This window comes from Ruegeria sp. K7 (genome assembly GCF_056531785.1).
In genome coordinates this window covers 1-22,944 of record NZ_JBQFMJ010000016.1, presented here as the reverse complement: position 1 = coordinate 22,944, position 22,944 = coordinate 1, and the positions used below count along the sequence as shown (strand labels likewise).

The following is a 22,944-nucleotide window of genomic DNA, read 5'->3' as shown; positions in this document are numbered from 1 at the left end:
CGCGCCATGTCCTTGCCTCTTGTCACCTTTTCCGATGATCAGGCCGCCGCCTATGACAGCATTTCCGAGATGCTGAAATCGGCGGGCGTCGACCTTGACGATGACGCGCTGCTCAGGCCGCCCGGAGGTGGAAAGACAGAAACGATGGCCGTGATCGGCAAGGCCGGGTCAGGCAAAACCTTGCTGTTGGCTGAATTGTTCAAGGCGCTGGCCGAAACCGGTGTTCAGATCGTGTCCGGCGATTTTGAAAGCCGTAAGTCAAAGGACAAGCGCAGCCTTGCCATTCTGGCCCCGACCAACAAGGCGGCCAGCGTTCTGCGCCTGCGCGGGGTTCCCGCAACAACCATCCACCGCATCCTTTACACGCCTGTATACGACCCGGAATATGAGCGTATTGCCGAATGGCTCGCAGGCAATGACGAACGCCCTGAAATCGAGGGGCTGACGGATGAGGCGCTGGATCGGGCAGCGGCATTCTATGCCAACAACAAATCCATCCCCGGGGCGCTAGCCGCTGCCGGGCTCCGGGGTTCGGATTTCATTACCGGGTGGAAACGCCGGGACGAACCGCTCGATATCGGGTTTGTGGACGAAGCCTCGATGCTGGATGACCGGCAGTTCGAGGACCTGAAAGAGATTTTTCCAACCTTGCTGCTGTTCGGAGATCCGGCCCAGCTTGCGCCTGTGAACCAGTCCGGCAGCATGGTATTCGAAGCTCTGCCCGAGCCTCGGAAGCTGACACTGCACCGGGTCCACCGGCAGGATGCGGATAACCCGATTCTGGATCTTGCCCATGCCTTGGCGGACCCGGCAATGGGGTTCGAGGATTTCGAAAGGCTGGTCGAGCAGACCGCCCGGCAGGATGACCGCGTCGTCTGGGGGCAGCGGGTCGAGGTTGACCTGATGGCGCGCAGCCCGGTTCTGGTCTGGCGCAACGCCACGCGCATTCGCCTGATCAACGCCTTCCGGCATGTTCACGGCGCCCCCGACACCGAGTTGCTGGAGGGTGAACCCCTGATCTGCGACGGTCTGGAACTGCCGCTGAAACACCGCAAGAAGCGGCTGGATCTGGAAGCGCGCGGCCTGATCAAGGGCGCACAGGTCATCTATCTGGGCCCCGGGCGCAAACCAGGTTTTTCGCGTCTGCATGTGATGGGGGCTGAAGACCCGCAGGTCAGCGCCGCCTCAATCGTTAAGATCGAGAAACCGGACGAGGAAGAGCCGTTTATCCCCTATGCCGCCCGCATGGGGGCGACTTTCCTGCATGGTGCTGCCGTGACGATTCACAAGGCGCAGGGATCGCAATGGGACACGGTGCAGGTTTTTGCGCCAGATATCTACGCTGCCGCCAGAATGGGTCGTACCGAGGCGGGACAACCCCTGTGGAAACGCCTAGCTTATGTGGCCATAACCCGCGCGCAGGAACGGCTGATCTGGGTCGTGCGCAACCGCCTGTCCAAGCCAACTCATCCACTGCGCGTTGATGACCTGCGCACAGCGCCCGTGGCTTCTCTGGTTCTGGAGGCTGAAGACACATGAAGACCATCATCGTAACCGGCGCAAGTTCCGGTATCGGCCGGGCAACCGCCGAGTTGTTTCTGGAAGAAGGCTGGCGCGCCGGCCTTCTGGCGCGCAGTGCCGATGTTCTGACGGCAATGTCAGAGTCTCACGAAAACGCCGTCCCCTTGGTTGCCGATGTAACGAACCCGGACGCAGTCGCCGCCGCCTTCGATGCTTTCACCAAACAGGCTGGCCGTCTGGACGTGCTGTTCAACAACGCGGGCATCTTCGCGCCTGGCGGAACCATTGACGAGATCGCGCTGGACGACTGGTACAACTCGGTCAACGTGAACCTCAACGGGATGTTCCTGTGTGCCCGGGCGGCCTTTGGCATCATGCGCCATCAGTCGCCGCAAGGCGGGCGTATCATCAACAACGGTTCGATAGCGGCCCATGTCCCGCGTCCCAACTCGGTCCGCTACTCGGCGACGAAACACGCGATCACCGGATTGACCCGCAGCCTGTCATTGGACGGGCGGAGCTTTGGAATTGCCTGCGGCCAGATCGACATCGGCAACGCGCGCACGCAAATAGTGCAGGGCCTGGTCGACGCGGCGATGGCAGAAGGCACGACCCCGGACCCGACTATGTCTGTCGAGGATGCGGCACGCTCTGTATTGCATATGGCTTCGCTGCCGCCCGAGGCGAATGTTCAGTTCATGACGGTGATGGCCACCACGATGCCTTACATCGGCCGGGGCTAAAGGTTTACTTCTCGCGCAGCAATCTGAACGCGGTCGAGGCGCCCCACCCGGCCGAGATCGCGATGACAAGCGACATCAGTCCGTACCAGACCGGCTGTTGGCGGGACATGTTGAACAGAAACCGTTCAAGTCCAACCTTGCGCACGTCGATCACCGTCTCGAATTGGGAAACAACCTCTCCGCCGCGTGTCAGCAGAATGCGCGCGACATAGTCGCCCTCGGTCAAGTCTGCAGGCATGTCGATCGAGGTTCTGAACAAGGTCTGCTCATCCACAGCCACGGTGTTTTCTCGGATCGAGTAAAGTCCCTCATGCTCGCGAATTCGAACAACAGCATCCGCAAAGTCCTGCGCGCCGCGAATATGCATCGCGGCACCCACCGACCGGATGGCACGTTCGATCGAAACCCGGTGGCGCAGATCTTCTACGTCCGACAGGATGGAATTCAGCGGTGAACTGGTTGCAACGGCATAAAAGCTGGGTGCCAGATCGACCAACACGCTGTCGGTGTTCACCCAGATACCCAGCCGCTTTTCTTTTCTTCGCACCGTTACAGGGCTGGATGGCCCGGCAACCGCAACAATCACTTCCAGCGGCGGGCCCGGCGGGATCGGCGCTTCGCGCTTGACCGCCCCGAAAATCAGAATTTCGGAACCGTCAAAGTTTGCTGTGATTGCAACCCGGTCCTGGCTGAGGCCAAGAACGACCTGCTCATCCTCTGCATACGCAGGCAGGTAGATAAGGCTCAGAACGGCGATCAGATAACGCATCATGATCAGTGCCCTCCCGCATCGCCCAACGAGTACAACTCGGAGGGTTGAAGCAACAGGTCCAGCGCAAGTTTTCCACATACGGCAAGCACCAGGGCCGCCAGCAGAACACGCAACTGCTCGGCCGGCATGCGCGATCCGATGACCGTGCCGATCTGCGCCCCGATAACTCCACCAACCAGAAGAAGCACCGCCAGGACCACATCAACAGTGTAGTTCGTGGTGGCATGCAGCATTGTTGTAAACGCCGTCACGAAAATGATCTGAAACAGCGATGTTCCCACAACGACCTTGGTCGGCATGCCCAGCAGGTAGATCATCGCAGGCACCATGATGAACCCGCCGCCCACGCCCATGATGGCGGACAGCACGCCGACGCACAGCCCGACCAACGCTGGTGGAATGACCGAAATATACAGGCCCGAAGTCCGAAAGCGCATCTTGAGCGGCATGGCGTGAACCCAGCCGCGCTGACGTCGCTTGGGGGGCGAACCTCCGGCCTTTTTTGACTTGCGCAGCGCGTTGAGGCTTTCGATGAACATCAGGCTACCGACGACACCCAGAAACACGACGTAACACAGGGTAACCAGCAAATCGACCTGACCCAGGCTTTTGAGGTAGTTGAACACCACAACGCCCAGCGCCGCGCCGATCAGACCTCCGGTCAGCAACACGGTGCCCATTCGAAAGTCCACGGTCCTTCGCCGGAAATGCGCCAACACGCCAGAGAACGACGACGCCACGATCTGGTTGGCCTCGGTCGCAACCGCCACAGCGGGAGGGATGCCGATGAAGAACAGCAGCGGGGTCATAAGGAACCCGCCGCCAACTCCGAACATGCCGGAAAGAATGCCCACCATTCCGCCCAGACCCAACAGCAGAAAGGCGTTCACGGATACTTCGGCGATTGGAAGGTAAATCTGCATGATGTTCTCTAAACGGGCTGGGTGTGTTCGTGTAATGTGACAAAGCCCGTCTTATTGCAATGGGTCTGGCCGCAAGTGCGACGCACCGGCACGGTCTTGGCAGTGTTCTGGGCGAACAATCTCTGTTTATGACCCACCAGCGGCAAAGACAGACCGACCCGCACAACAATCCCGGAGCCAGAGTCCGAGGAATCGGAAAGCGAAAAAAGCCTGTCTGCAGACCGGGTTATGAAAGGGGGCGTTTGCATACCCCTTTAGAGCGGGTGCGACATGCAAAATCAACTCTGCATGCCGCTCTGCAGCGAACAGGACTGAGATACTAGTCCGAACTGGACCTATCAGCGTTCCTTCACATAGGGTTCGCCCCCGGCGCGTGGCGGCACGGCCTTGCCCACGAACCCGGCAAGGATCACCACGGTCAGGATATAGGGCAACGCGTCCATGACTTGCACCGGTATGACAACCCCACCCAGATCGATGTTCTGGAATCGCAGGGCGATGGCCTGAAGCAGACCGAACAGAAGGCAGGCCCCCATCGCGTGCCAGGGTCTCCATTTCGCAAAGATCAGGGCCGCCAGCGCGATAAAGCCACGCCCGGCCGTCATGTCCTTGACGAACCCCGCCTGAAGCGCGGTGGCCAGATAGGCACCGGCGATCCCGCAAAGCAGGCCGCAGATGGCAACAGCGGCATAGCGAAGCCCCACAACGGAAACACCGGCCGTATCCACCGCGGCAGGGTTTTCACCCACGGCGCGCAGTCGCAGGCCGAACCGGGTGCGGAACAGGATCCACCAAGTGGCAGGCACCATCAGAAAGGCGACGTAGACGAGAATCGAATGGCCAGACAGCAACTCGGAATAAATCGGGCCAATGAACGGAACACCGCTTAATGCTTCCGCAAAGGGAAATTCGATCGGTCCAAACCGTCCGCCGCCGATCAGTGAAGGTGTTCGCCCCCCTTGCTGGAACCAGCTTTGCGCCACAAGAACGGTCATCCCCGCCGCCAGAAAATTGATCGCCACGCCCGAGATCAACTGATTGCCCCGGAATGTGATCGACGCAACGCCGTGCAGAGCCGACAAAACCAAGGAAGCAGCAATACCTGCCAGCAAGCCCAGCCAGACCGACCCGGTCACTGCTGCCACGGCGGCGGAAAAGAAAGCCGCCATCAGCATTTTGCCTTCTAGTCCGATGTCAAAGACGCCCGCCCGTTCGGAATAGAGCCCGGCCAGACAGGCCAGCAGCAGCGGGGTTGCAAGGCGGATGGTTGAGTCCAGGACCTGGATGATGATCAGGAATGTGTCCATCACTCAGCTCCTTTCCGCATACCCAGGAACAGTTTTTCAAGCGGCATACGAACCATGTTGTCCAGCGCGCCGGTGAACAGGATCACCAGCGCCTGTATCACCACGATCAGCTCGCGCGGAATACTGGTCCAGAACGCCAACTCGGCCCCGCCCTGGTATAGAAACCCGAAAAGAATCGCCGCCAGAAACACCCCGAACGGATGAGAGCGTCCCATCAGAGCCACCGCGATACCGATGAAACCCGCGCCCTCGGTCGAGTTCAGAACCAGCCGCTCTGCCTCGCCCATGACGTTGTTGATGGCCATCAGACCCGCCAGCGCGCCCGAGATCAGCATGGCGATGATGGTTATGCGCACGGGTGAGATGCCTGCGTAGACAGCCCCGGTTTCCGAATGACCATAGGCCCGGATTTCATAGCCAAGCCGGGTGCGCCAGATCAGCGCCCAAACCACGAAACAGGCCAGAACGGCGACAAAGAATGTGATGTTGGCCGGGGCACCTTTGAACAGAACGTTTTCGGCCGTCGAGAACATGGACTGGAACGTAGGCAGATGAACGGCTTCGGGGAACCGGGCGGTCGCAGGATCCTGTGCCCCCGGGGGGCGCATCACATTGACCAGAACATAGTTCAGAACCGCCGCTGCGATAAAATTGAACATGATCGTGGTGATCACGATATGGCTGCCGCGCTTGGCCTGCAGATAGGCCGGAATCGCAGCCCATGCCGCACCGAAAACCATTGACGCGGCGCAGGCGGCCAGAAGGGCAATGCTCCAGTGTGGCCAGGGGACATAGAGGCAGACGATGGCGACACCAAGGCCGCCCAGCATGGCCTGTCCTTCGCCACCGATGTTGAACATGCGCGCATGAAAGGCGACGGCCACCGCCAGCCCCGTGAACATGAAGTTCGTCGCGTAATACAGGGTGTACCCCCAGCCATAGGTCGACCCAAGCGCGCCGGAAACCATGAGCTTCACGGCCTCGACTGGGTTTTCACCGATGGCCAGGATGACCAGTGCCGAGAGGATTGCGGCCAATATCAGACTGATCAGCGGGATCAGGACGACATCGGCCCATTTGGGCATTTTTTCCATACTACGCGGCCTCTCCCGCCACACCGGCCATCAACAGGCCCAGTTCTTTTTCATCTGTCTCATGGGGCAGACGCTCGCCCATGATATGTCCGTCAAACATCACCGCAATCCGGTCGGACAAAGAGAAGATCTCTTCCAGCTCGACCGAGACCAGCAGGATTGCCTTGCCCTGATCACGCAGTGCGACGATCTGTTTGTGAATGAACTCGATCGCACCAATGTCCACACCGCGTGTGGGCTGGCCGACCAGCAGCAGGTCGGGGTTGCGCTCGATCTCGCGGGCAACGACGATTTTCTGCTGGTTTCCGCCCGAGAAGCTTTTGGCTGTCAGCCACGGGTTGGGCGGGCGGACGTCGAATTTCTCGATCTTGGCCTCGGTATCGGCCCGAAGGGCAGCGTTGTCCATGAAAATGCCGCGCTTGTAGGCAGGGTCACGGTGATAGCCGAAGGCGACGTTTTCCCAAGCGTGGAAATTCATGATCAGACCTTCGCGCTGCCGATCTTCGGGGACATGCGCGATGTGCTGATCGCGGCGCGCGCGCCCGTCCGAACCCGGCCCGCTCAGCGCCAGTGGGGTGCCGTTAAGTTTGATGGACCCCTGCCCCGGTCGCATTCCGCCCAGAACCTCCAGCAATTCGGACTGACCATTGCCAGCAACACCAGCGATGCCGACGATCTCACCGGCACGGATCGTCAGATCAATACCTTTTACGCGCTCGACACCCGCCTGATCGCTCACCCGCAGATTCTCGATCTCCAGCACCGGTTTGCCTGGCTGGGCGGGCACTTTATCGACTTGCAGCAGGACCTTCCGTCCAACCATCAGCTCGGCCAGTTCCTCGGGGCTGGTGTCGGCAGTCTTGACCGTCGCAGTCATCTGCCCGCGGCGCATGACCGAGACCGTATCGGTGTTCTCCATGATCTCACGCAGCTTGTGCGTGATCACGATGATGGTCTTCCCCTCGGCCCGCAGACGGTCAAGGATGCGGAACAGCTGATCAGCCTCGGCCGGGGTCAGAACGCCGGTCGGCTCGTCCAGAATCAAAATCTCGGCCTTGCGATACAGGGCTTTCAGGATTTCGACACGCTGTTGCATGCCCACGCCGATCTCGTCGATGCGTTTGTCCGGATCCACGAACAGTTCGTATTCTTCTTCCAGCGCCTTCAGTTCCTTGCGCGCCTTGGACAAAGACGGGGCCAGCAGCCCGCCGTCTTCAGCGCCCAGAACAATGTTCTCCAGAACGGTGAAATTCTCGACCAGTTTGAAGTGCTGGAACACCATCCCGATCCCCGAGGCAATCGCGGCCTGGCTGTCAGGGATTTCGGTCTTTGTCCCGTTGATCCAGATCTCGCCTTTGTCGGCTTTGTAAAACCCGTATAGTATGCTCATCAGCGTGGATTTGCCCGCACCGTTTTCACCGATTATCCCGTGGATCGTGCCGGGGGCGACGCTGATGGAAATGTCTTTGTTGGCCTGAACCGGCCCAAAGGCTTTGGAAATCCCTTTGAGCTCAATGGCGGGGACGGTCATGTCTTGCCCTCAATTGCCGAAGGGCCGCGTAGTCAAACAGCGGCAGAGTGAGTTGGGACGGGAGATAAAATCCCCCGTCCCATGCGATATCAGAACTGCAGTGCCGGGCAGCTGTCGTTCTCGTAGTAGCTGACAACAGAGATGTCCCCGTCGATGATGCCACGACGTGCAGCTTCTACGGCATCAGCCATCTGGGGGTGTACCAGTTCGCGGTTGTTATCGTCGATTGCGACACCAACTCCGTCTTCGGCCAGACCCATGGCGAATACGCCGGTTTCAAGGTCTTCACCCGCTTTCATCGCTTCATAAACAGCAACGTCCACACGTTTCAGCATCGATGTCAGGACCTTGCCCGGGTGCAGGTGGTTCTGATTGCTGTCCACACCGATCGACAGGATACCTTCGTCTGCCGCAGTTTGCAGAACGCCAACACCGGTGCCGCCGGCAGCCGCATAGATCACATCAGCGCCCTGGCTGATCTGGGCTTTGGTCAGTTCCGAACCCTTTACAGGGTCGTTCCAGGCGGCCGGGGTGGTGCCGGTCATGTTGGCTACCACGTTGATGTCCGGGTTCACAGCCTTGGCGCCCTGTGCATAGCCGCAACCGAAGTGGCGGATCAGCGGAATGTCCATGCCGCCGATAAAGCCGACGGTGCCGGACTTGGACGCCATCGCGGCCATCATGCCGACCAGATACGAGCCTTCATGCTCGGCAAAGCCGATCTGACGGATGTTCGGCGCGTCCAGCCAGGTTACGTCAACCGCGACGAACTTGGTGTCCGGATAGTCGCCTGCAACAGCAGACAGCGGATCGGCCATTGCAAAACCCATGGTGATGATCGGGTTGGCGCCGGCTTCCGCAAAGCGGCGCAGGGCCTGCTCGCGCTGGGCTTCGGACTGAAGCTCGATCTCGCGGTAGGTACCGCCGGTCTGATTGGCCCAACGTGACGCGCCGTTATGGGCCGCTTCGTTGAACGATTTGTCGAACTTGCCACCCAGGTCAAAGATCAGGGCCGGTTCTGCAATTGCGGCACCCGCTGTCATCGCGACTGCGGCTGCGGCACCCATCAAGGATTTCATCAGGGTCATTGGTTACTCCCGTTTTGTTTTTTTGTCGGCTGGAGCCAAGATAGCCCCCTTTACCCACTCAGAGCGAGCATAACTGTTGTGATGGCGGGAATTAAGGCCGTTTGCAACAGCCATGGTCAACCACTATTTTGACCAATCGGTAAAAAACTTGCCTGCCTTCAGATCAGACTGCATTCCATTTGGATTGCATCGAGCTTCTGATTGTTTTCATGAAGGTAATACCCCTTACGCAGGCCGCAGACCTTGTAACCACAGCTCTGATAAAGGGAAATTGCCGGCAAATTGTCGGCCGCTACGTCCAGAAAAGTATGAGTGGCACCCAGTTTTTTTGCCTTGTTGTGCCAGTCTTTCATGCATTGCCTTGCAAGCCCCTGCCTTTGACAGGCCGGGTGAGTTGCAATCGTCAAAAGCTCCGCCTGATCAGCAATAACCTGAATGACGGCAAATGATCGTTCATTTCCAACAACATGCGTGAATCTGTTTTCCAGAAGATCGCAAAACTCCTGGGCGCTCCACGGGCGGGCCCGGGTAAAGGCCGCGGCATGCGTCTTTGCAAGATCCTGCGGTTTCATTCGTCCAGCAACACCGGAGGCAGATCTTTCGACGGGGCCGCATCGGCCGCACGGATATAGAGCGGCGCTGGTGCCTCTGATACAGACTGCCAGCGACGTGACGTAATCCGGGCAATCGCGCGGGCTTGCAAATCCGCGTTGTCGTTCAGAACCAGGGCTCCAAACGTCTCTGCCGTCTCTTGGCCAATCAGTTCCGGGTCAGAATCATGCAAGGAAACATAAACCTGCTCTCGCGGCGCGCGAATCGCAGGGATGCTGCCCTGAGGCGCAAATTCGGCCAGAGCATCGAATCCCGTCACGCCGACAGCCGGAATTCCCAGGCCCAGCGCCAAACCGCGCGCGGCAGAAACCGAGATTCGGATTCCGGTGAAATTGCCCGGACCTATGCCAACGCCGATCGCATCCAAATCCGCCCAAGTACACCCGCCCAGGGCCAGAACCTCGTGCAGCAGCGGCATCAGGCGTTCCGCCTGGCCGCGCGTCATGGGTTCAGCGCAGGAGGTCACGATTTCGCCGTCCCGCAACAAAGCGGCCGCGCAATGCGCGGCCGATGTGTCGAATGCCAGTATGGTCGGATCAGACGGCAACCGGGCGCACCTCGGTCACTTCGGGGATGTAGTGACGCAGCAGGTTCTCGATCCCCATTTTCAGGGTAAGTGTCGACGATGGGCAGCCCGCACAGGCGCCTTGCATATGCAGATATACGACCCCACGGTCAAAGCCGTGAAAGGTGATGTCCCCACCATCCTGCGCCACGGCCGGACGCACGCGGCTGTCCAGCAGGTCTTTGATCTGATTGACGATTTCCGCGTCCTCGCCGGTATGTTCGGCGTGCCCCGAGGCGGTTGCGGCGTCCGCGCCCATAACCGGCTGACCGGACTGGTAATGCTCCATCACCGCGCCCAGAATTGCGGGCTTGATGTGATCCCACTGCACGTCGTCAGACTTCGTGACTGTTACAAAATCATTGCCGAAGAAAACTCCGGTAACGCCGTTCACCTCAAAGATCCGCTTGGCCAAGGGTGACTTCTCGGCAGCTTCGGCCGTCGGGAAGTCTGCCGTACCCGCTTCCAGAACGGTTTGGCCGGGCAGGAATTTCAATGTTGCAGGGTTGGGCGTCGATTCGGTTTGAATGAACATGGCGCGGCTCCGGTTGGGTTGTACCTGATATGCGGGCAGGCGCCGTGGAAGTCAAGATTTGGAACGATTCTAAATCGTACTGGCAAAATCGACCGCATCCTCCAGCCGGTCATCCCCCCAGAACAGCTCGTCGCCTGCTACAAAACTGGGCGCCCCGAACAGGTCCAGGGCCTGAGCGCGCTTGGACTGCTCGAACAAAGCTTCCTTGATAGCCGGATCCTTTGATCGCGCAATCATATCGCTGCGCAACCCGGCAACGACAAGACAATCAGCCAGCACGCTTTCGTCCGAGATTGTGCGCCCGTCGGCAAATTCTGCTTGGTACACAGCGCGCACAAATGCCGCTTTTTGGTCCTGATCCTCGATGGCCAGAACCAGCCGGGCGGCCAGAACTCCGTTTTGGGGAAAAGGGTTCGGATGCACGAAAGCCAACCCGCGCTTTTTGCACAGACGCTCCATGTCACGCCACATATAGCGCCCTTTGGCGGGATAGATATTGAACGGAGAATTGTCCCATCCCTGCGCGGCGAAAATCGGGCCCAGAAGAAAGGGCTGCCAATCCACGGCAACCCCTTTTTGCGCCGCCACCTGTTCAACCCGCATCGCACTGAGATAGGAATAGGTCGAAGCAAATTCGAACCAGAATTGGATACGGCGGGTCATGTTGGGGCCTCAGGTAATAGCTTCCAGCTTTTCCTTGCTCAGATCCCCGGGCACGATGGTGATCGGGATCGGAAGACTGCCGGAATTGCGTGTCAGTTGCGTCACCAGCGGACCGGGCCCTTTCTTTTCGACGCCCGCACCCAGAACAAGTACCCCGATTTCAGGGTCCGACTGGACATGTTCAATGATCTGCGGCACCGGATCGCCTTCGCGGATGGCCAGTTCGGGTTCGATACCCTGCTTGTCGCGCATCCATTTCGCAAACACCTCGAAATGTGCGTGAATGCGCTCGCGCGCTTCTTCCCGCATTACTTCCGCCACACCGATCCAGTGGTTGAACTCATCCGGAGGGATGACCGACAGAACCGTTACCCCTCCGCCGGTATGCGCCGCACGCATTGCCGCGAAACGCATGGCATTCAGGCATTCGCGGCTGTCGTCAAGTATGACCAGGAACTTACGCATTTGTATCCTCTTTTGTTTCCGGGATCATGCCCGACAGTGGGGATACTGGCAACTCGGAAGCGCGCCGCATTGACGTGTTAGCGGTTGCTGGCGGCCCAGTCCCAATACAACTCACGGGCGCGGCGGGAAATCGGGCCGACCTGATACCGGGTATCTTCCAGTGCCGTTACCGGTGTGACCTTGTTCATGTTCCCGGTCATGAACACTTCGTCAGCGTTGTGGAAGTCATCAAAGCTCAGGATGGCTTCGTGCACAGTGACGCCGTCCGCCCTCAGGTTCTTGATATGACGGGCGCGCGTGATCCCGGCCAAAAAGGTTCCGTTCGGGGTGGGTGTGAACACCTCGCCGTCGCGAACCATGAAAATGTTGGCCGTTGCGGTTTCCGCCACATGTCCAAGGGCGTCGGTGACAAGCGCATTTGAAAACCCTTTTCCGCGCACCTCCTGCAACATCCGGGCGTTGTTGGGGTAAAGACAGCCGGCCTTGGCATTCACGACTGCGGATTCCAATACCGGGCGACGGAATCGCGTGGTGCCCAGCGTTGCCGAGGCGGTCTCGGGCGCCATCGGAATTTCTTCCAGACAGACCGCAAAACCTGTGCTGTTTTCCTGCGGTACGATCGCGGTCGCGTCGCCATCGATACCCCAGTACATCGGACGGATATAGACAGCGGCATCGGGGCTATAGCCTTCCAACCCCTCGAGGACGATCCCGATCATTTGATCAGTGGTTACGAATGGCGTCAGCATAAGCGCCTCGGCCGAGCGATTCACGCGGGCACAATGCGCCTCAAGATCCGGGGCCATGCCATCAAAATACCGCGCCCCATCAAAGACGGACGATCCCAGCCATGCACCGTGATCGGCCGCGCGCATGATCGGGGCATCCCCGTCATGCCACTGACCCTCGAAATAGGTACGGATATTCTTGCCGACTGCCATGGCGCCCTCCCTAGCTTTTGGCAAACCTAGGAAGGCGTTGAGGCAACGTCCAGCGTAATCAGCCCTGTTTGGCGCCGACCATGCCCACGATTTCGTAGGTCTGCTGCAGGATCGGAGATGCAATCGCGCGGGCCTTCTCGGCGCCCCGTGCCAAAATCTGGTCGATCTCGGCCTCTTCGCCCATCAGTCGGGCCATCTCGGACGAGATCGGCGCCAGCTTCGACACCGCCAGTTCGGCCAGCATCGGTTTGAACTCGCCAAACTGCTTGCCGCCTGCTTCGGCCAGAACCTGCTCGGCAGTCTGGTCGCTGAGGGCGGCATAGATGTTTACCAGATTGCGCGCCTCCGGGCGTTCTGCCAGCCCGTCGATCTCGGACGGCAGCGCATCCGGGTCTGTCTTGGCCTTGCGAATCTTCTTGGCGATCGCGTCGGCGTCATCGGTCATGTTGATCCGGGTCATGTCGGACGGATCCGAAGACGACATCTTGCGCGTTCCGTCGCGCAGGTTCATCACGCGCGGCGCAGCACCACCGATGACCGGTTCGGTCACAGGGAAGAAATCTACCCCATAGTCGTGATTGAACTTGATCGCGATGTCACGGGTCAGTTCCAGATGCTGTTTCTGATCCTCTCCCACAGGCACATGGGTTGCGTGATAGGTCAGAATGTCCGCCGCCATCAGCGCAGGATAGGCAAAAAGACCCAACGAGGCGTTTTGCGCATTCTTGCCCGCCTTGTCCTTGAACTGCGTCATCCGCTGCATCCAGCCCATCCGGGCGATACAGTTGAAGATCCACGCAAGCTGCGTGTGTTCGGCCACCTGGCTCTGGTTGAAAAGGATCGACTTTTCCGGATCAAGACCGGCGGCGATAAAACCAGCGCAGACTTCGCGGGTCTTTTCGCGCAGACGCTCCGGGTCTTGCCAGACGGTGATCGCGTGCAGGTCGACCATGCAATAGATGGTCTCGAATTCAGGGCCCTGCATATCCACAAAACGCTTGAGCGCACCCAGGTAGTTGCCAAGGTGCAGGTTTCCCGAAGGCTGGATGCCGGAAAACACGCGCGGCGTGAATTGAGTTTCGGTCATCGAAGGGAACTCCCGTCTGGAAAAATCAGCCCCCGTCGCTTACCCATGAGGTCAAGGGACGTCAACAGCCGCGAAAGGCCCGCCCAATGAGCAGCGAACAATATACACCTGCCGTGAACCCTCTGCCGCCTGTCGTTGTGGCGCTGGTGTTGTTCATCATGGGTATCGAACTGGCGTTTTCCCTTGGTACGCGCGGGATCGTCGGCGGACCTTCGGCTGTCGGATGGCGGCTGGACGCGCTGCAAAGCTATGCCTTCTCGCCGGACATCTTCGACTGGATGGTTCAAAACGGGCGGTGGCCCTTCGAACATTTGATCCGGTTCGTGACCTATCCCTTTGTCTCGGCCAATTTCACGCAGGCCATTTTTGTCTGCGTGTTCGTGCTGGCCATGGGCAAAATGGTGGCCGAGGTGTTTGGCGGCTTTCCCATGCTGTTGATCTTTGTGCTGTCAGGTGTCGGCGGTGCACTGGCCTATGCGCTGATCCTGGATCCCCGCTACCCGCTGGTCGGCGGGTTCCCACCGGTCTACGGTCTGATCGGCGCGTTCACCTGGCTGTTGTGGCGCAAACTGTCGCTGGTCGGCGAAAACCAGTCACGCGCTTTCAGCCTGATTGCCGTGCTGATGGGCATCCAACTGCTGTTCGGCCTGCTGTTTGGCGGCACGTCCGACTGGGTCGCCGATCTGGGCGGGTTTGCCACCGGCTTTGGCCTGTCATTCTTTTTGGCCCCGGGCGGATGGGCCCGGATTGTCGGGCGCATCCGGCGCGACTGACGGATCAGGACCGGCGCAAGGCGCGCCTGAATTCCGATACTTCAAATGCCCGCAACAGGTGGCCCAGAGCGAAATAGGTGATCGCGGCAATCGCAATCAGCAGGAACAGGGCCGGATAACGCCATCCGGGCAGGGCAAAGACCCAGCCGAACAGGTGCAGCGCTACAAACAACACAACGCCCATTCCAACCGAGGCCGCGACGATCCGCCATGCACGGCGCTTGAAGCGGGCGTCAAAGCGGGCCTCTTCCCCCATCCGGCGTGCGCCGATGGCCAGTAGCGCCACCATCGCCCACCCGGCAGCCGAAGCCGCAATGGCGGGCGCGATCCAACCCACCACCGGATACAGGCCAAAGGCCAGGGCAGCATTCACGATCATGGCCACCACCGCGTAGTGAAACGGCGTGCGGGTGTTTTCCCGGGCGAAGAATAGCGGTTGCAGCAGCTTTTGCAGCATGAAGGCTGGCAGGCCGACCCCGTAAATCGCGACGGCCAGCGCCGTGGCGGCTGTGTCTTCGGGGCCGAACTGGCCCCGCTCGAACAGCACCGAAACCAGCGGTGTGGGAATGATCACAAACGCCACGGTCGATGGAATGGTCAGAAGCAGCGTGAATTCGCCCGCACGGGAAAAGGCGTTGCGCGCACCGTCCTTGTCGTCCGCACGCAAGCGGCGCGAAAGATCGGGCAGCAGCACGATGCCCACAGCGATGCCCACCACACCCAATGGCAACTGGTAAAGCCGGTCTGCCGCAAACAGCCAGCTGACGGCTTTTTCGGTTTTCGACGCCACCAACTGGCCCACCACCAGGTTGACCTGCGTCACGCCCATCGCCAAAGCTGCAGGAACCGCGACACGAACCAGATTGCGCATCTCAGGGCTGAGCTTGGGAAGCCCGGGACGAATACGGATACCTGCGCGCTCGGTTGCGACCCAGACCAGTGCCAACTGTGCGACACCGGCCGCCGGAATGACCGCCAGCAGCCAGCGGATGACTTCGCCACCGGATACAGCACCAAGAATAAGGGCCGAACAGGCAAAGATGTTCAGCAACACCGGCGCGGCCGCAGCGGCGGCAAACCGGCCCGTCGCGTTCAGGACGCCAGAAAACAAGGCCGCCAGCGACATGAACAGGATGTAGGGAAAGACGATATACCCATAGTCCACCGCCAGATCGAAACGTTCGTCGCCATAGAAGCCCTCGGCCGTGACCCAGACCAGCGCGGGCATGAAGACCATGGCGAGGCCGACCAGCGCCAACACAGCCAACGCCAGCAGGTTGAAGGCGTCCTGCGCAAACTCTTGTGCGTTCTCGCCGCCCTCAAGGCGCTTTGAGAACATCGGAACAAACGCTGCGTTGAACGCGCCTTCGGCGAAGAAGCGGCGGAACATGTTGGGCAGGCGGAAGGCCGCGACAAATGCATCCATGACCGGCCCCGGACCAATATAGGCGGCCAGAAGGATTTCGCGCAGAAATCCCAGGATGCGGCTGGCAAGCGTCCAGAAGCCGACCGTGAACAGGCCCGAAAACAGGCGGATCTGCTTCATGAGGCCGCGCGCTCGGCGCCTTCGGTGATCGCTTTACGCAGCTTGGCTTCCAGCCCGCGCTGCTTGCTTTCCAAATAGTATTTCAACCCGAACATATCCTTGACATAGAAGGTGTCGACCACCTGTTCGCCGTAGGTCGCGATCACAGCATTGGCGATATACACGTTGGATGCCGCCAGGGTTCGGGTCAGGTCAAACAGCAAACCGGGACGGTCGCGGGTATCGACCTCGATGATCGTGTAAATTTCAGACCCGTCATTGTCGAACATGATGTGGGTCGGAACGTTGAAGGCGCGTTCGCGTTTTTTGATCTTGTCCCGAGATTTCAGCGCATCGCGCGCCACCACCTCACCCTTGAGGGTTTTGTGGATCATCTGGGTCAGGCGTGGCAGGCGGCTGGCTTCGAATGGGTGGCCTTCGGCATCCTGTATCCAGAACGCATCGGTCACATAGCCGTCCTTGGTCGTATAACTGCGTGCATCCACGACGTTGGCCCCGACCAGCGCCAGCGCGCCGGCGATCCGCGCGAAAATTCCGGGGTGATCGCCCATGGCGAAACAGGCGCGGGTGGCATCGCGGTCTTCGTCCGGGTGCAGGCGGATTTCCATCGCTCCGGGGTCGCCGCTGGTTTCCAAAGCCTGCAGCATCTCGGCAAATTCGATGTGGGTGGAAAGATTGAGACCCTGCCAGTAAGGATCGTAGTGCCGTCCGGTTTCGGTTTTCAGGTCGGCCTTGGACCAGTCGTCCAGCGCAACACGCAGCGCCTTCTTGGCCTCGGCCCCGCGGTTGGCCCGGTTCAGATCCTCCATCCCTGTTTCCAGCGCGCGTTTTGTTTCGGCATGCAGCGCGCGCAACAGGGTAGCCTTCCAGTTGTTCCATGTATCTGGGCCGACGCCGCGAATGTCACAAACCGTCAGCACCGTCAAAAGGTCCAGCCGTTTGACTGTCTGCACTGCCTTGGCAAAATCACGCACCGTGCGCGGGTCGGAGATATCGCGTTTTTGTGCCATGTCCGACATCAGCAGGTGATAACGCACAAGCCATTCGACCGTTTCGGTGTCTGACTTGTTCAACCCGAGACGCGGCGCGATCTTGCGGGCCATCTGGGCGCCGAGAATCGAGTGATCTTCAGGCCGCCCCTTGGCAATGTCATGCAACAGCAGCGCCACATACAGAACCTTGCGATTGACGCCCCCTTTCAGGATCGACGAGGCGAGCGGCAGCGATTCAACCAACTCTCCGCGTTCGATCTGCGCCAGGTTGACGATGCACTGTATGGTGTGCTCGTCCACCGTATAGCTGTGATACATATTGAACTGCATCATCGCCACGATGGGCTCGAACTCGGGCAGGAAGGCCGACAACACGCCAAGTTCGTTCATCCGGCGCAGGGCGCGTTCCGGGTTGCCGTGTTTCAGCATCAGGTCGAGGAAGATGCGCTGCGCCTCTTTGTCATTGCGCATTTCATCGTCGATCAGATGCAGGTTGGCCGTGACCAGGCGCATTGCATCCGGGTGGATCAGCATCCCGGTCCGCAACCCTTCCTCAAACAGACGCAGCAGGTTCAGTTTGTCGGACAGAAACTTGTCCGGGTCACCAACATCCAGACGGCCATGCACCACTGTGTAGCCTGATTTGACACGGCGGCGGCGGCGAAAGATGCGTTCCAGCAGCGGCGCACCTTTTACATGCGCGGCCTCCAGCTTGGTCAGAAAGATCCGCGTCAGTTCTCCGACACGTGTTGCTTCGCGGAAATATCGCTGCATGAACACCTCGACCGCTCGCCGACCGGCGCGGTCCTGATAGCCCATGCGGTCGGCAACCTCGACCTGCAGATCAAAGGCCAGCTGCTCGGTCGCGCGCCCCGTGATCAGATGCAGATGCGACCGGACAGCCCACAGGAACTCCTCGGCCTCGACAAAGCCCTTGAATTCATCAGGTGTAAACAAGCCAAGCGGAACAAGCTCGGCCACGTCGTGAACGCCATATATGTACTTGGCGATCCAGTACAATGACTGCAAATCGCGCAGACCCCCTTTACCCTCTTTCACATTGGGCTCGACCATATATCGCTGGCCTTGCTTGAGGTGTCGTGCGTCCCGCTCCTGCAACTTGGCTTCGATGAATTCACGCTCGCTGCCCTTGAACAGATCCGCTTTCAGGCGCTCTTCCAGACCCGTCGCCAATTCCCTGTCCCCGGCAAGGTACCGCTGCTCGAGCATCGAAGTGCGGATCGTGAAATCATCCGCGCCCAAACGCAGGCAATCCCGGATCGTGCGCGATGAATGCCCGACCTTCAATCGCAGATCCCAAAGGATGTAGAGCATGGATTCGATCACGCTCTCGGCCCACGCGGTGATCTTGTAGGGGGTCAGAAACAGCAGATCGACATCGGATGAAGGGGCCATCTCGCCTCGGCCATACCCTCCGACCGCCAGAACCGCGATCTTTTCACCCTGGGTCGGATTGGCCAACGGGTGAAGATATCGGCCGGAGACCAGCATCGCGGTTCCGACCAACTGGTCCGTCAGGTAGGTGTACGATCGCGTCAATGGTCGCGCCGCAAAGGGTTGCTCCGCAAACGCATTGGCGATGGCCATGCGTCCGGCCTTCTGCGCATCACGCAAAACGCGCACGGTTTCCGCGCGCATTTCAGCATTGTCATTGCAGTTATCGAAGGCTTCAGACAAACGGGCACTGACGCCCTCACTGTCAAAAATCTCGTTTGCCGGGCAGATCAGGCTGCCTTCGGGCTCAGAGACCGGCGCCTGCAAAGCTTTGTGGAGCAGGGTCAATCACAACCACCTGTTTGTTCTGGATCGTGGCAACCGCCAGACCACGTTCATTTGTTCCATTCGATCGCAGACGGAAGATGCCGCCAACGCCCTGAAACCCAGCATTCTGAGTCAGGGCGGCACCTGTCAGCGCGTCCGATTTTCCCTGCCCGACCAATGCGCCGATGGCCGCGATGCCATCATAGGCCAAACCGCTGATCGGGTGCGGTGCCTCGCCATAGGTCGCATTGTACCGTTGGCGATAGGCTTGTGCCTTTGCCGGATCCGGCAAAGCAAACCAGCCGCCCTGCACACCCGGCAATTCCAGTGTTTGCGGTGGAATATCCCAGCGTGTCAGCCCGATGAATTGCGTCGTGGCCGGGGAAATGCCAGCCTCGGGCAGCAACTGGCTGAACAGCGGCAAGGCACCGGCGGTGGTCGCCGTCAGAAAGATCGAATCGGCCCCAGTTGCATCGACCGTCGCCTTAATCGTCGGAACCGAGCCGATGACGCCCTGCTGCGAGCGGTCAAATCCAACCGAACCCGCATTGTTGACCCGGCTTGTGCTGAGGGCTGAAATAATTGCGGTTTGGCCCTGCTGACCTGCCCCATCGTTACTGTGAACGACGACCATTCCGGTTTTGCCCTGCTGGGCCGCGTAATTCACCAGCCGACCAGCCGTGTTTTCAAAGGTCGGTCCCAGCACAAACACGTTTCCACCGGCGACGCTGGTGTTGTTGGAAAAGGACAGAACATTGATGCTTTTGTCCAGAACGGCCAAACCGGCGGCATTGGCTGCCTGCGCGTAAACCGGGCCGATGATGATCTTCGCACCATCATCCACGGCCTGTTTGGCCACCGTGCCGGCGATACCCGCGTTTCCTGCAGTGTCATAAACCCGAAGATCAATCTGCACATTCTGAAGATCAGCCATGGCCAGACGGGCGGCGTTTTCAAGGCTTTGGGCCAATGCTGCATCCCCCGATTGCGCCGATCCGCGTGGAACCAGCAGGGCGACAGGCACCGGTTTGGATGCGTTGATCGAAGGACCCCCGCCCAGACCGCCGGGCTCACAAGCGGCGAGAAGCGCGGCGGTGGCGAGGACTACGGCGGATTTCGCCAACTTGCGAACGGGCTTGCAAACGGTAAACATCTAAATGAAAACTCCCTGATCCGGCGGCTTGGAACGCTGCTATTCTATTGAGCCGCGATAATAAACGTCATGCAGTGAGGGTCCAGCTTTGAATTTCCAGAAGGCCAGATTAGGCGCGGGATTGTATTTTGTTGCCACTCCGATCGGAACGGCGCGCGACATCACGCTCAGGGCGCTGGATGTACTGGCCTCGGCTGACATGATCGCCGCCGAAGACACCCGCAGCCTGCGGCGCCTGATGGAGATTCATGGAATCCCCTTGGAAGGGCGGCGTATCCAGGCCTACCACGACCACAGCAGTGCAGGCGCGCGCCAGAAAATCCTGGACGCCCTTGCGCAGGGATTGTCGGTGGCCTACGCATCCGAAGCCGGGATGCCGCTGATTGCTGACCCCGGCTACGATCTTGGACGACAGGCGGCCGAGGCCGGGCATTCCGTGACCTGTGCCCCGGGACCTTCTGCGGCCCTGATGGCCTTGACGCTTGCCGGTTTGCCCACGGATGCGTTCTTTTTTGCAGGCTTTCTTCCCAATGCCTCGGGCGCGCGCCGCAGCCGGATCGAGGCGCTGCGCGACATTCCCGGTACGCTGGTGTTCTACGAATCACCAAAGCGCGTCGCCGCCAGCCTGTCCGATCTCGCAGAGGGTCTTGGACCCGACCGTCAGGCCGCGCTGTGCCGCGAACTGACCAAGAAATTTGAAGAGGTCCAGCGCGGCACGCTTGGGGATCTGGCCGAAGCCTATCGCGGCGAAACCGTAAAGGGCGAAGTTGTCTTGCTGGTTGATCGCGGCCATTCGCAAAACATTAAGGACTCTGACGTAGAAGAGGCTCTGAAAAGAGCCTTGGAAACCCATTCGGTTCGGGACGCGGCTGATCTTGTCTCGCAGATGTTCAAACTGCCGCGCCGCCCCCTCTATCAGAAGGCTCTGAAACTCGGGAAGGAGTGAAATGGCCAGTCGTTCGGTCAGGGGGTCAGTTTCCTACCACGCGGGTCAGTCTGCGGAACTGTGCGTCGCGGCTGATTATGAACGGCGTGGTTTCACCATCGCTCACCGTCGCTGGCGCGGGGCCGGTGGTGAGATCGACCTGATTGCACGCGATGCGGACGGTATCGTCTTCATAGAAGTCAAGAAAAGCAGCAGTTTTGAAAAGGCCGCAGCGCGGATCAGCCCCCGCCAGATCAGCCGAATCTACGCCTCCGCAGCCCAGTTTCTGGAGCATGAACCCAATGGGCAGCTGACGAATGTCCGATTTGACGCGGCTCTGGTCGACGCGAGCGGAGCGGTTCAAATCATCGAAAACGCCTTCGGTCAGGTTTGATCGCCATTGAACCCCCTGCCCCTCTGCGCCATGTATCAGGCGAGAAAACGAGGGATACGCCATGAAAATCGCCTTTCAGATGGACCCAATCGGGACCGTGGACATCAATGCAGACAGTTCGTTCAGGCTGGCGGAAGAGGCACAGGCCCGCGGACATCAGTTGTTTTTCTACGGACCCGATCAGCTTGCTTATCAGGAAGGTCGCATTACAGCGCTTGGCCGGGACATGACGGTACAGCGCGTTCCCGGCGATCCCGCGGTTCTGGGGCCAGAACGCGAAGTGGATCTGGCCGATTTCGACGTGATCTGGCTGCGTCAGGACCCTCCGTTCGACATGCACTATATCACGTCCACGCACCTGCTGGACCGCCTGAACGGGCACGCCCTTGTAGTGAATGATCCCTTCTGGGTGCGCAACTACCCGGAAAAACTGCTGGTTCTGGATTTTCCTGACCTAACCCCGCCAACCACAATCGCGCGGGATCTGGAGACAATCAAAACCTTCAAGGAAAAACATGGCGACATCATCCTGAAGCCGCTCTACGGCAACGGCGGCGCCGGTGTGTTCCGCCTGGATACCAATGACCGCAACCTGACCTCGCTGCATGAACTTTTCACGGGCTTTTCGCGTGAACCTCTGATCGTGCAGAAATTCCTGCCCGATGTCCAAAACGGCGACAAGCGCGTGATTCTGGTGGACGGGGAACCGGTTGGTGCCATCAACCGCGTTCCAGCAAAGGGCGAGACACGGTCCAACATGCATGTTGGCGGCCGGCCAGAAAAGATCGGCTTGTCCGACCGGGATCTTGAAATCTGCGCCAAGATCGGTCCGCTGCTGAAGGAAAAAGGCCAGGTGTTTGTCGGCATCGACGTGATCGGCGACTACCTGACTGAGATCAACGTCACCTCGCCCACCGGTATTCAGGAACTGGAACGGTTCGACGGGGTCAACGTCGCAGGCAAAATCTGGGACGCAATTGAGGCAAAGCTCTAGGCCATCGTCCGGGCGCTGATGCGAAAGCTCAGCGCTTCGGCCACATGGGGTTTGCGGATGTCAGGCGCGCCGTCGAGATCCGCAATCGTGCGCGCAACGCGCAGGATACGGTGGAACGCGCCGGCTGACAGTCCAAACCGTTCGGCCGCTTTCAACAGCAACTCCCTGCCTTCGGCGTCCGGCGCGGCAACTTCCTCCAGCAGCGCCCCCTCGATATCAGCGTTTTGACGCACCGACGGGTTTCCCTGAAATCGCGCTGCCTGAATGCCACGCGCCCGTTCCACGCGCGCTGCAACCACAGCCGAACTGTCACCTGACGGCGGCAGATCCAGATCGGTAAACCCGACCGGAGGAACTTCGATTCGCAGGTCAAAACGATCCATCAAAGGACCGGAAATGCGCCCCAGGTAATCCTCGCCACACATCGGAACCCGCGAACAGGCACGCGTGTCTTAGCCCCGTAAAACTGTGCCACTATTTTGGTGTCACGGAAGGGATGATGGATGGCTCGGAAGCGGTATTCGGATGAAGATGCGTT

Annotated in this window: 22 protein-coding genes and 1 pseudogene; 6 read left to right on the top strand and 17 right to left on the bottom strand. The window is 59.6% G+C overall.

Features of this window, described 5'->3' with window-relative positions; genetic code table 11:
* The first annotated feature begins 6 nt into the window (after positions 1-6).
* Both ACR0FE_RS20250 and ACR0FE_RS20245 read left to right on the top strand, forming a co-directional pair.
* The gene (locus ACR0FE_RS20250) at positions 7-1,539 is read left to right on the top strand and encodes an ATP-dependent DNA helicase (RefSeq protein WP_480914884.1); all 1,533 of its coding nucleotides are present in this window, start codon (positions 7-9) and stop codon (positions 1,537-1,539) included.
* Entirely contained in the window at positions 1,536-2,264 is a 729-nt protein-coding gene (locus ACR0FE_RS20245; protein ID WP_480914882.1) for an SDR family oxidoreductase, read from the top strand. Before ACR0FE_RS20250 ends, ACR0FE_RS20245 begins: the two co-directional genes overlap by 4 nt.
* Positions 2,265-2,268: 4 nt before the next feature.
* Here ACR0FE_RS20245 and ACR0FE_RS20240 read toward each other — a convergent pair whose 3' ends face one another.
* From ACR0FE_RS20240 to trpS, 13 genes are all read right to left on the bottom strand, one after another.
* A complete protein-coding gene (locus tag ACR0FE_RS20240) occupies positions 2,269-3,036 on the bottom strand; it encodes a TIGR02186 family protein (protein WP_480914880.1) in 768 nt (255 codons plus the stop codon).
* 2 nt (positions 3,037-3,038) lie between these two features.
* Positions 3,039-3,959: a sulfite exporter TauE/SafE family protein gene (locus ACR0FE_RS20235; protein WP_170615663.1), complete on the bottom strand. Its 921-nt coding sequence runs from the start codon at positions 3,957-3,959 to the stop codon at positions 3,039-3,041.
* Positions 3,960-4,297: 338 nt separating this feature from the next.
* Positions 4,298-5,266 carry an ABC transporter permease gene (locus tag ACR0FE_RS20230; protein WP_170805769.1) on the bottom strand — a complete coding sequence of 323 codons (969 nt, stop codon included), beginning with the start codon at positions 5,264-5,266 and terminating at the stop codon, positions 4,298-4,300.
* Positions 5,266-6,360, bottom strand: a complete 1,095-nt coding sequence (locus ACR0FE_RS20225) for an ABC transporter permease (protein WP_170615667.1) — start codon at positions 6,358-6,360, stop codon at positions 5,266-5,268. Before ACR0FE_RS20225 ends, ACR0FE_RS20230 begins: the two co-directional genes overlap by 1 nt.
* A gap of 1 nt (position 6,361) precedes the next feature.
* Entirely contained in the window at positions 6,362-7,891 is a 1,530-nt protein-coding gene (locus ACR0FE_RS20220; RefSeq protein ID WP_170615669.1) for an ABC transporter ATP-binding protein, read from the bottom strand.
* An 89-nt stretch (positions 7,892-7,980) separates the two neighbouring features.
* Positions 7,981-8,979 (bottom strand): BMP family lipoprotein, encoded by a 999-nt coding sequence (locus ACR0FE_RS20215; protein ID WP_170615671.1) that lies wholly within the window; start codon positions 8,977-8,979, stop codon positions 7,981-7,983.
* A gap of 158 nt (positions 8,980-9,137) precedes the next feature.
* A complete protein-coding gene (locus ACR0FE_RS20210) occupies positions 9,138-9,551 on the bottom strand; it encodes a GNAT family N-acetyltransferase (protein ID WP_170805766.1) in 414 nt (137 codons plus the stop codon).
* Positions 9,548-10,138, bottom strand: coding sequence for a tRNA (adenosine(37)-N6)-threonylcarbamoyltransferase complex dimerization subunit type 1 TsaB (gene tsaB / locus ACR0FE_RS20205; protein WP_170805765.1), 591 nt, complete (start codon positions 10,136-10,138; stop codon positions 9,548-9,550). The genes ACR0FE_RS20210 and tsaB overlap by 4 nt, the downstream gene beginning before the upstream one ends.
* Positions 10,128-10,691, bottom strand: coding sequence for a NifU family protein (locus tag ACR0FE_RS20200; RefSeq protein WP_170615678.1), 564 nt, complete (start codon positions 10,689-10,691; stop codon positions 10,128-10,130). Before ACR0FE_RS20200 ends, tsaB begins: the two co-directional genes overlap by 11 nt.
* A 69-nt stretch (positions 10,692-10,760) precedes the next feature.
* On the bottom strand, positions 10,761-11,354 hold the full coding sequence (locus ACR0FE_RS20195) for a 2-hydroxychromene-2-carboxylate isomerase (protein WP_170805763.1): 594 nt from the start codon (positions 11,352-11,354) through the stop codon (positions 10,761-10,763).
* Between the two features lie 9 nt (positions 11,355-11,363).
* The gene (locus ACR0FE_RS20190; RefSeq protein WP_170615682.1) at positions 11,364-11,819 is read right to left on the bottom strand and encodes a universal stress protein; all 456 of its coding nucleotides are present in this window, start codon (positions 11,817-11,819) and stop codon (positions 11,364-11,366) included.
* Between the two features lie 77 nt (positions 11,820-11,896).
* Positions 11,897-12,760 carry a branched-chain amino acid aminotransferase gene (locus tag ACR0FE_RS20185; RefSeq protein WP_480490859.1) on the bottom strand — a complete coding sequence of 288 codons (864 nt, stop codon included), beginning with the start codon at positions 12,758-12,760 and terminating at the stop codon, positions 11,897-11,899.
* 58 nt (positions 12,761-12,818) lie between these two features.
* Complete coding sequence (gene trpS / locus ACR0FE_RS20180; protein WP_170615686.1) at positions 12,819-13,847, bottom strand: tryptophan--tRNA ligase; 1,029 nt, start codon at positions 13,845-13,847, stop codon at positions 12,819-12,821.
* An 86-nt stretch (positions 13,848-13,933) separates the two neighbouring features.
* On the opposite strand from trpS, the gene ACR0FE_RS20175 reads away from it, so the two are divergent.
* Complete coding sequence (locus tag ACR0FE_RS20175) at positions 13,934-14,620, top strand: rhomboid family intramembrane serine protease (RefSeq protein WP_170615688.1); 687 nt, start codon at positions 13,934-13,936, stop codon at positions 14,618-14,620.
* 4 nt (positions 14,621-14,624) lie between these two features.
* Here ACR0FE_RS20175 and murJ read toward each other — a convergent pair whose 3' ends face one another.
* From murJ to ACR0FE_RS20160, 3 genes are read right to left on the bottom strand one after another with little or no spacing between them, the layout of a single operon-like run.
* Positions 14,625-16,166, bottom strand: a complete 1,542-nt coding sequence (murJ, locus tag ACR0FE_RS20170; protein ID WP_480914875.1) for a murein biosynthesis integral membrane protein MurJ — start codon at positions 16,164-16,166, stop codon at positions 14,625-14,627.
* A complete protein-coding gene (locus tag ACR0FE_RS20165) occupies positions 16,163-18,961 on the bottom strand; it encodes a [protein-PII] uridylyltransferase (protein WP_480914873.1) in 2,799 nt (932 codons plus the stop codon). The genes murJ and ACR0FE_RS20165 overlap by 4 nt, the downstream gene beginning before the upstream one ends.
* Positions 18,921-20,093: a penicillin-binding protein activator gene (locus ACR0FE_RS20160; protein ID WP_170681842.1), complete on the bottom strand. Its 1,173-nt coding sequence runs from the start codon at positions 20,091-20,093 to the stop codon at positions 18,921-18,923. The genes ACR0FE_RS20165 and ACR0FE_RS20160 overlap by 41 nt, the downstream gene beginning before the upstream one ends.
* Before the next feature lie 88 nt (positions 20,094-20,181).
* On the opposite strand from ACR0FE_RS20160, the gene rsmI reads away from it, so the two are divergent.
* From rsmI to gshB, 3 genes are all read left to right on the top strand, one after another.
* Positions 20,182-21,039 (top strand): 16S rRNA (cytidine(1402)-2'-O)-methyltransferase, encoded by an 858-nt coding sequence (gene rsmI, locus ACR0FE_RS20155; RefSeq protein ID WP_480914871.1) that lies wholly within the window; start codon positions 20,182-20,184, stop codon positions 21,037-21,039.
* 1 nt (position 21,040) lies between these two features.
* Positions 21,041-21,412 carry a YraN family protein gene (locus ACR0FE_RS20150; protein WP_170805756.1) on the top strand — a complete coding sequence of 124 codons (372 nt, stop codon included), beginning with the start codon at positions 21,041-21,043 and terminating at the stop codon, positions 21,410-21,412.
* Positions 21,413-21,473: 61 nt separating this feature from the next.
* Complete coding sequence (gene gshB / locus ACR0FE_RS20145) at positions 21,474-22,406, top strand: glutathione synthase (protein WP_170805755.1); 933 nt, start codon at positions 21,474-21,476, stop codon at positions 22,404-22,406.
* On the opposite strand, the pseudogene ACR0FE_RS20140 reads toward gshB, so the two are convergent.
* Positions 22,403-22,855, bottom strand: a pseudogene (locus ACR0FE_RS20140) (magnesium chelatase subunit ChlI family protein); the annotation flags it as partial. The gene gshB and the pseudogene ACR0FE_RS20140 sit on opposite strands and share 4 nt — an antisense overlap.
* Between the last annotated feature and the right edge of the window lie 89 nt (positions 22,856-22,944).